Raw genomic sequence first — 6,420 nt, 5'->3', positions numbered from 1 at the left:
ATCTTGGCGGCATTTCACTTAGCGGCCCGTCGAGATCGTTCGACACATCAGAAACAGGAACCTAGCGATGGCTATGTCAGCATTTCGTGCGATGTTGCCAAATGCAGACAGTCCGCAACCGGCCCAAAATCTGCCACGGCACCTGATCAAGGACGAGGACCGATTAGGCTTTCAGCCAAAATAGCCTGTTCCAATTGGAACGCTGGCAAACAGTGTTCGACGCCAACGACTCTTCCCGGGTAAATGTGACTTTTGTGGGTTTTGGAATTGCGCGGACCGGCCCCAAAGCGTTACGGATGATCGTCGCTCATCCGTTTTTAGGAGCGAGCCGAACACAAAGATGAGCGCAGTGCAAATCGCATTAACCGGCAATGCCGCATCCAAGGCCGACTTAAACACTGAATTTCCAAGATTTTTACGCAGGCGTTCTAATCAGAACGCTGATTAAAACGCAGGCTGCAAGCCCGCTTTGAGCAACAAAGCCGATATCACCTAAGTCATTGAAATCATTGGGGCGGGCGAAGGGATTCGAACCCTCGACCCCAACCTTGGCAAGATTCGGCTCTATCAAAATTCCAATTTAAATCAGATATTTATAAGACAACTGAAAAATCCGAACACGATCCGAACATTTTCAGAGCAATTTGCTCAAAGAGCTTTGTGCGCAATGCTTTAGCGGAAGCCGCCGCATTGAACGATCCCACCACTGATGTTTCCGGTGTTCAGGTTTCCAGACATGTCCGGAGGGCAGCTTTGCGCCCAGTTGCAGGCATTATGAACGCTAATTGCAACACCTAAAAGCAGACAACGCATTAGGTGTGCGGCTGTTACCGATTTGCCGAACCAACCAATAAAGTCTGTGTTTACACCGAGAGTTTAATGGCAGGTATCTCTGCGCTTCATGCCGTACGTTAGCCTGAAACGCTAATATGCCGATGACTTGCCAAGTCCTTTAGTTTTTCTGCGAGGCTTTTGCCTCCGGAAACAGCGGCCACGCCAATTGTTGGCCTAAAGTCGCCTCTGGCAAATTCTCTACCCCATAGCTTTGCGGATATGTGCGGGTTATTTTCGCGGTACCGAACAGAACGTCCCAATCAGATTGCTATTCTTTGTCAAAACAGGGTTAATTTAAACGAAAATCTTACGCTATTTTCCCGCCATCGAGAGGACAGCCCCATTCTGGCGAGGCCTCGCCATTGATTTAAGGCTTACGGTGTCACCAAGTCGTTCACTTAACATTTTTACGCGCCCTAGGATAATTTCGGCGCCATTTCCTTCGGCCAGCGCTGGACTGCCGCGTACGCGACGTCCGTTATAAATGAGGCCGCTGTAATCAAGTTGGACGGGCCATAATTTTGCTTGCGTCACCCGGCCATTTTCAATTTGGAGGTCAGCAACTAAGGATTGCCATGCCTCAGGTCCGTAGGCGTCGTCGGCCTTTTCCGATTGAAATATAAATGACGATAGTCCGTGGAACAAAGGTGCATCCTTGTAATACTCGATACCTTGTAATTCTGGCACACCATGAGCAACGAAAGTGCATGCGCCTGCATCAATGGCGGCTTTCGCTAGAGCGCGCTGCCACATAGGGGTATCAGACTTTTGTTTTTCCCAATGATGATTATGCAAGTACGCAATTACACCTGCGCCGGTGCTCGCAGCAAGACGAATTGCAGCTAGGTAACGCTCTACATCTGATGGTGTAAGCGCACCGTCAGGCCCGCGAGCGAGCTCATTGACGCCGGGGCGCGTTATAGTTGCCGCAGCTCCATCGCGGATCGCGCCTGACGCTGCAGCGACAAGCGCGACTGAACCGCTTCCTTTCAGGAATGCAGGCCTACTTGCGGCAGCGAGATTCCGGCCGGTGCCCGCGAAACTTAGGCCGCGTTCATCCAAAGCTTGGATAGTCGACATAATCCCACCCGTGTTTAAATCCCATGCGTGATTGTTGGAGGTAGCAAAAAGGTTCACGCCCAACGAGGTCAAGCAGTCTATAACGGAGGGATCACCCACATGAAGCACTTCGCTATTGGCAGGGCGCGTAGATGTGCCAGCTAAAGGCCCGGATATCACGGTTTCTAGGTCAGTGAAGACGGCGTCCTGACCGCGTAGCAACTTGCGGAAAGTTGCGCCATGCTGCCAACCGATGGCGCGAATATCGGTCTTGATGAGTGACTGGCCTAGCAAAGAAATACGCACTGGGCGCTTCGATTTCATCGCCGATGCGGCAACGGGCAGAAAAGCTACTGATATACCTGCGCCCAAAAATTGGCGTCGAGAATGAAACATAATTGGCAAGGTCATTAGTACCTCCATCACACCATCATACAAAAGCGAGCAAAAAAATCGCAAGGTCATGCAAGTTTGTTATGACCGTATTCCGACGGGTCATAAGCTTTTCTATATTATGCCTCGCCGTTATTGCCTAATCGTGACCGTAAATGGGGAATATTCTATCATGAAATCTGATCGCTCAGCAAAAACGCGCCGTCCTTCAAAAATAATGATCGCAGCTGGTATCAGCCTGGCAGCGTTAACGTGGCCAACTATGCTTTCGGCACAGACTGACGAGGCGCCCGCAGCTAAAACCGAAGCAGTGGCCGAGGACATCATTGTTACAGGTTCGCGTATCAACAGAAGGGATGCAGACTCTGTTGGACCGGTACTGACGCTTACTTCTGACGACATCGCTAAATCAGGGACGTCATCGGTAGGCGAGTTGCTGCAGAAACTCCCATCAGCAGGTGTCAGCCTCAATTCGAACGGCACGCAAGGAACCTCCTACGGCGCGAGCTCGATCAATCTTCGCTATCTCGGTGGTGGCGAGGGCAGCGGCAATCGCGTTCTCGTTCTGGTGGACGGGCACCGTTGGGTAGACGGCGTCGGTCAACGCGGGTTCCGTGATTTCGTCGACCTCAACACGATGCCTCAGGGCATGATCGATGGCATCGAGGTTCTTAAAGATGGTGCTTCTGCTATCTACGGTGCCGATGCCATAGCCGGCGTCGTAAACATTAAAACTGTTCAGCCCTTTGATGGGTTGCGCGGTTCCGCACGTGCAGGTGTCACCAGCCATGGCAATGGAGATGGCGCTGAATTGTCGAGCGTACTTACGGGTGGCAAGACATGGGAACGAGCATCAGTTGTTCTGTCCGGCAGCTATTTTAAATCACGGCCCATTCGTACAGATGCGCGCGCGCTAACAACATTGACTTTGGTTCCCCAGACCGCCCTTGGAACGAGCCCGAATGGGCTTTTCATATTGCCAGGTCTCTCCAACAACACGTATTTTGGAACGCCTTCCGGCTTTGCGAGCAGTGCAAGTCCTGCAGTTTACACCAACACTGCGATAGGATCTGGAAATTTAGCAGATAACGCATTTCGCCCCGGTGCGTTGCCCGGCGATTTTTTCAACACGCAGGCTCAGGGCATTTATTCAACTGGTCCTTCCGAACGCTTCGGCATTTACGGAAGGTTTGATTATGAACTGACCGACGAAGTCGCCCTTCGGCTCGAAGGCATATACAACCGTCGCAAGTCCAGTCAGCTATTCTCGCCGGTGCTACTTGATGTTGGCGGAAGCGCGGGAACGGTTCGCGGATTTTCTATTCCGAACAATCAAGCATTCAATCCGTTTGGCACAACGAACGGCGTTCCAACTGCGAATGCTCTGACTTTCGCATCAAACAGTGCGTGGCGGATCCGCAAGGTTATGACTGACGTCGGCAACCGAAACAATTCGCAGGACGTAGAAACCGTCCGTCTTTCGCTTGGCCTCGATGGGACTTTCATGATTGGCGCGGGCGAATGGCGCTGGGATGTGTTTGGCTCCTATTCGCGCAACAGCATCGATACCATGGCGGAAAATGGCATCAATTATGACAATCTGTTTTTAGGCCTTGGTTCACCTACAACCTGTGCAGCAACGTCTGGCTGCGTCCCCATAAATTTGTTCTCACCGATGACAGAAGCACAGGCGGCTTATGTTCGTTACACTACGCGTGAATATAACCGAACAGAACTTTACAACGCGGCTTTTAACGTCACCGGCAATCTGTTTGAGTTACCGGCCGGACCATTAGCCTTGGCTGTCGGCTACGAATACCGACAGAACCGCGGGTTCGACGCGCCAGATGCATTCGTCAATGCGCCATCACGTTTCCTGTCTTCGCAATACACGTCCACCACTTCGCAAACGCGGACGACTACCGTCGGAAGCTATGATTTGCACGAGGGGTACGCAGAGTTGAATGTACCTTTGCTGCGTGATCAGCCATTGGCTGAGAGTTTAGAGCTAAGCCTTGCTGGACGTTATTCTGACTATTCAACTGTCGGAAGTAAAGCGACGCTAAAGGCAGGTCTCGGGTATCGCCCAATTCAGGACATTTTGTTCAGGGGAACCTATTCACAAGGGTTCCGAGCACCCTCCATACTCGAGCTTTATCAAGGCGCCCGTCAAACCAGCTTTCAAGGTACCGATCCGTGCAATGGCGGCGCTAGTGTGAATGCGTCGCGACCCGGATGCGCAGGTGTGCCAACAGGGTACAACCAAACCAACTTCAACCTAAATGGCTTGATACCGGGCGTAATCAGCGGAAACACATCGCTTAAACCTGAAACTGCAGACACGTTCAGCGCAGGCGTTGCCATCTCTCCTGACAGCATACCAGGCCTATCGCTGACGGTAGATTATTATAAAATTGAAATTAGCAACGCCATTGCATCGCAATCGGCGACCCAGATTTTGCAGCTTTGTGCTGCACGCGGGGACGTTTTTTGTGACCTGGTGCGCCGAGATACAGGCACTGGAGCCATTCTGGAATTGCTTCAGGGCGCACAGAATTTGAATTCGATCGAAACCGACGGCGTTGATGCGACGCTACGCTATGATTTCAATACCAACGCTGGCCGTATTTCGGCAGTTGTCGATGCGTCTTACCTAAACTCTTTCAAAACGACTGCGCCTGACCCAGCAGGAGGGGTACCCATCGTCGATGAGCGTGCAGGTAAAGGCGACGCACCGCGTTCGACCTATCCGCATTGGAAGGGCCAAACGTCGCTTGGCTGGACCGGCGATTCAGTCGATGCAACACTACGTGCGCGGTATATTGGATCTTCGTCAGATGCCGTAAATACGGTGAAGAACAGCAAGACCAAAGCTATAGTGTACACGGATTTCGAAATGGGCTTCAAAGTCGCTGACGATGCAGCACGCTTCACCATCGGTGTGAACAACGTCTTCGACAAGGCTCCGCCCGCCTCCTATGCAAATGCGCCCATCAACTATGATATTTATACATATGATGCGCGCGGCCGGTTTATTTACGCGGGCTTCAACATAAAAATGTGAATGAGGTGATCCCGGCCGCAGCATGATAAGCTACGGCCGGGCGATCTCGCCGCTTGTATCAAGGTTATAGGATATTAGAAAAATGCCAGCGGACATCGGTGCACGCAGTTGGCTCAATAGGGTTGAGCGTTGGGGCAATGCCTTACCCGACCCCGTATTCATATTCCTTGGTCTGATTGCTACCCTGATGTGCGCGTCAGTTGCAGCAAGCTACGTGCAGTGGCAGGCTGTAAATCCATTAACCGGAGAATCTGTCGTCGCAAAAAGCCTTCTGTCCGCAGACAATATCCGAAAACTGCTCACAGAAATGCCGGACACGATGGCACATTTCCCACCATTAGGCTTAATTCTGGTCGTGATGTTAGGCGCTGCGGTAGCCGAGCGGTCTGGTCTGTTCGCTGCGCTTATGTCGCGCGCCATGCGCAACATACCGGTCCGATTTCTGAGCCCAGCCATCTTTTTGATTGGCCTGTTTTCACACCATGCAGCTGATGCAGCCTACGTCGTGCTTATTCCCTTATCAGCAATTATTTTTGCATCAGCAGGAAGGCACCCACTTGCCGGTATGGCAATCGCCTACGCCGGCATTTCGGGCGCCTTTGCAGCAAATCTCGTGCCGGGGCAATTTGACGTTTTGATGCTGGGAATTACCCAATCAGCAACAACACTGCTAGTACCCGATCACAGTTTGAATCCTCTTGGAAATTGGTGGTTTACCGCAGCGTTGGGGATAATCTTAGTGCCAATCGCATGGTTCGTAAACGACCGTATCGTTGAACCACGCCTTGGAACATGGACCGGTAATGCACCAGGGGAAGACAGAACACAGGTTGCTAATCCTGACGCCGACCGCCGGGGCCTGATGTATGCTGGGTTGTTTGCCTTATGCTTGGCTGCCCTGTTCACCCTTTTGGTAACAATACCCAATTACGCGCCACTTTTGGATGCAACAGCCCGAGGACCTGCCCGGATGCAGCCGTTTTATGCTGCCCTCGTCGCAGGGTTCATGCTGCTGTTCCTTGGCAGCGGCTGGATTTATGGCGCAACCGTAGGCACCGTCAAATCACACC

At 52.0% G+C, this 6,420-nt stretch carries 3 protein-coding genes; 2 read left to right on the top strand and 1 reads right to left on the bottom strand.

Annotated features, from left to right (window positions below):
• Nucleotides 1-1,146 precede the first annotated feature (1,146 nt).
• A complete protein-coding gene (locus ACILP3_RS10275) occupies nt 1,147-2,358 on the bottom strand; it encodes a CapA family protein (protein ID WP_395616539.1) in 1,212 nt (403 codons plus the stop codon).
• Between the two features lie 100 nt (nt 2,359-2,458).
• Between ACILP3_RS10275 and ACILP3_RS10270 the strand changes: the two genes are divergently transcribed.
• A complete protein-coding gene (locus ACILP3_RS10270) occupies nt 2,459-5,350 on the top strand; it encodes a TonB-dependent receptor (protein WP_395616538.1) in 2,892 nt (963 codons plus the stop codon).
• 82 nt (nt 5,351-5,432) lie between these two features.
• Nucleotides 5,433-6,420, top strand: a 988-nt coding sequence (locus ACILP3_RS10265; RefSeq protein WP_395616537.1) for an AbgT family transporter, incomplete at its 3' end; no start/stop codon positions are given.

Origin of the sequence: Sphingorhabdus sp. (assembly GCF_044239665.1) — a bacterium.
Classification (GTDB): Bacteria; Pseudomonadota; Alphaproteobacteria; order Sphingomonadales; family Sphingomonadaceae; genus Sphingorhabdus_B.
The sequence above is the reverse complement of the archived record's forward strand: the minus strand, read 5'-3'. Positions and strand labels throughout refer to the sequence as shown.

Bases quoted from the DNA above. Each gene is read 5' to 3' on its own strand.
- ACILP3_RS10270 (WP_395616538.1), top strand. From the start codon at position 2,459: ATGAAATCTGATCGCTCAGCAAAAACGCGCCGTCCTTCAAAAATAATG.
- ACILP3_RS10275 (WP_395616539.1), bottom strand. From the start codon at position 2,358: ATGACCTTGCGATTTTTTTGCTCGCTTTTGTATGATGGTGTGATGGAG.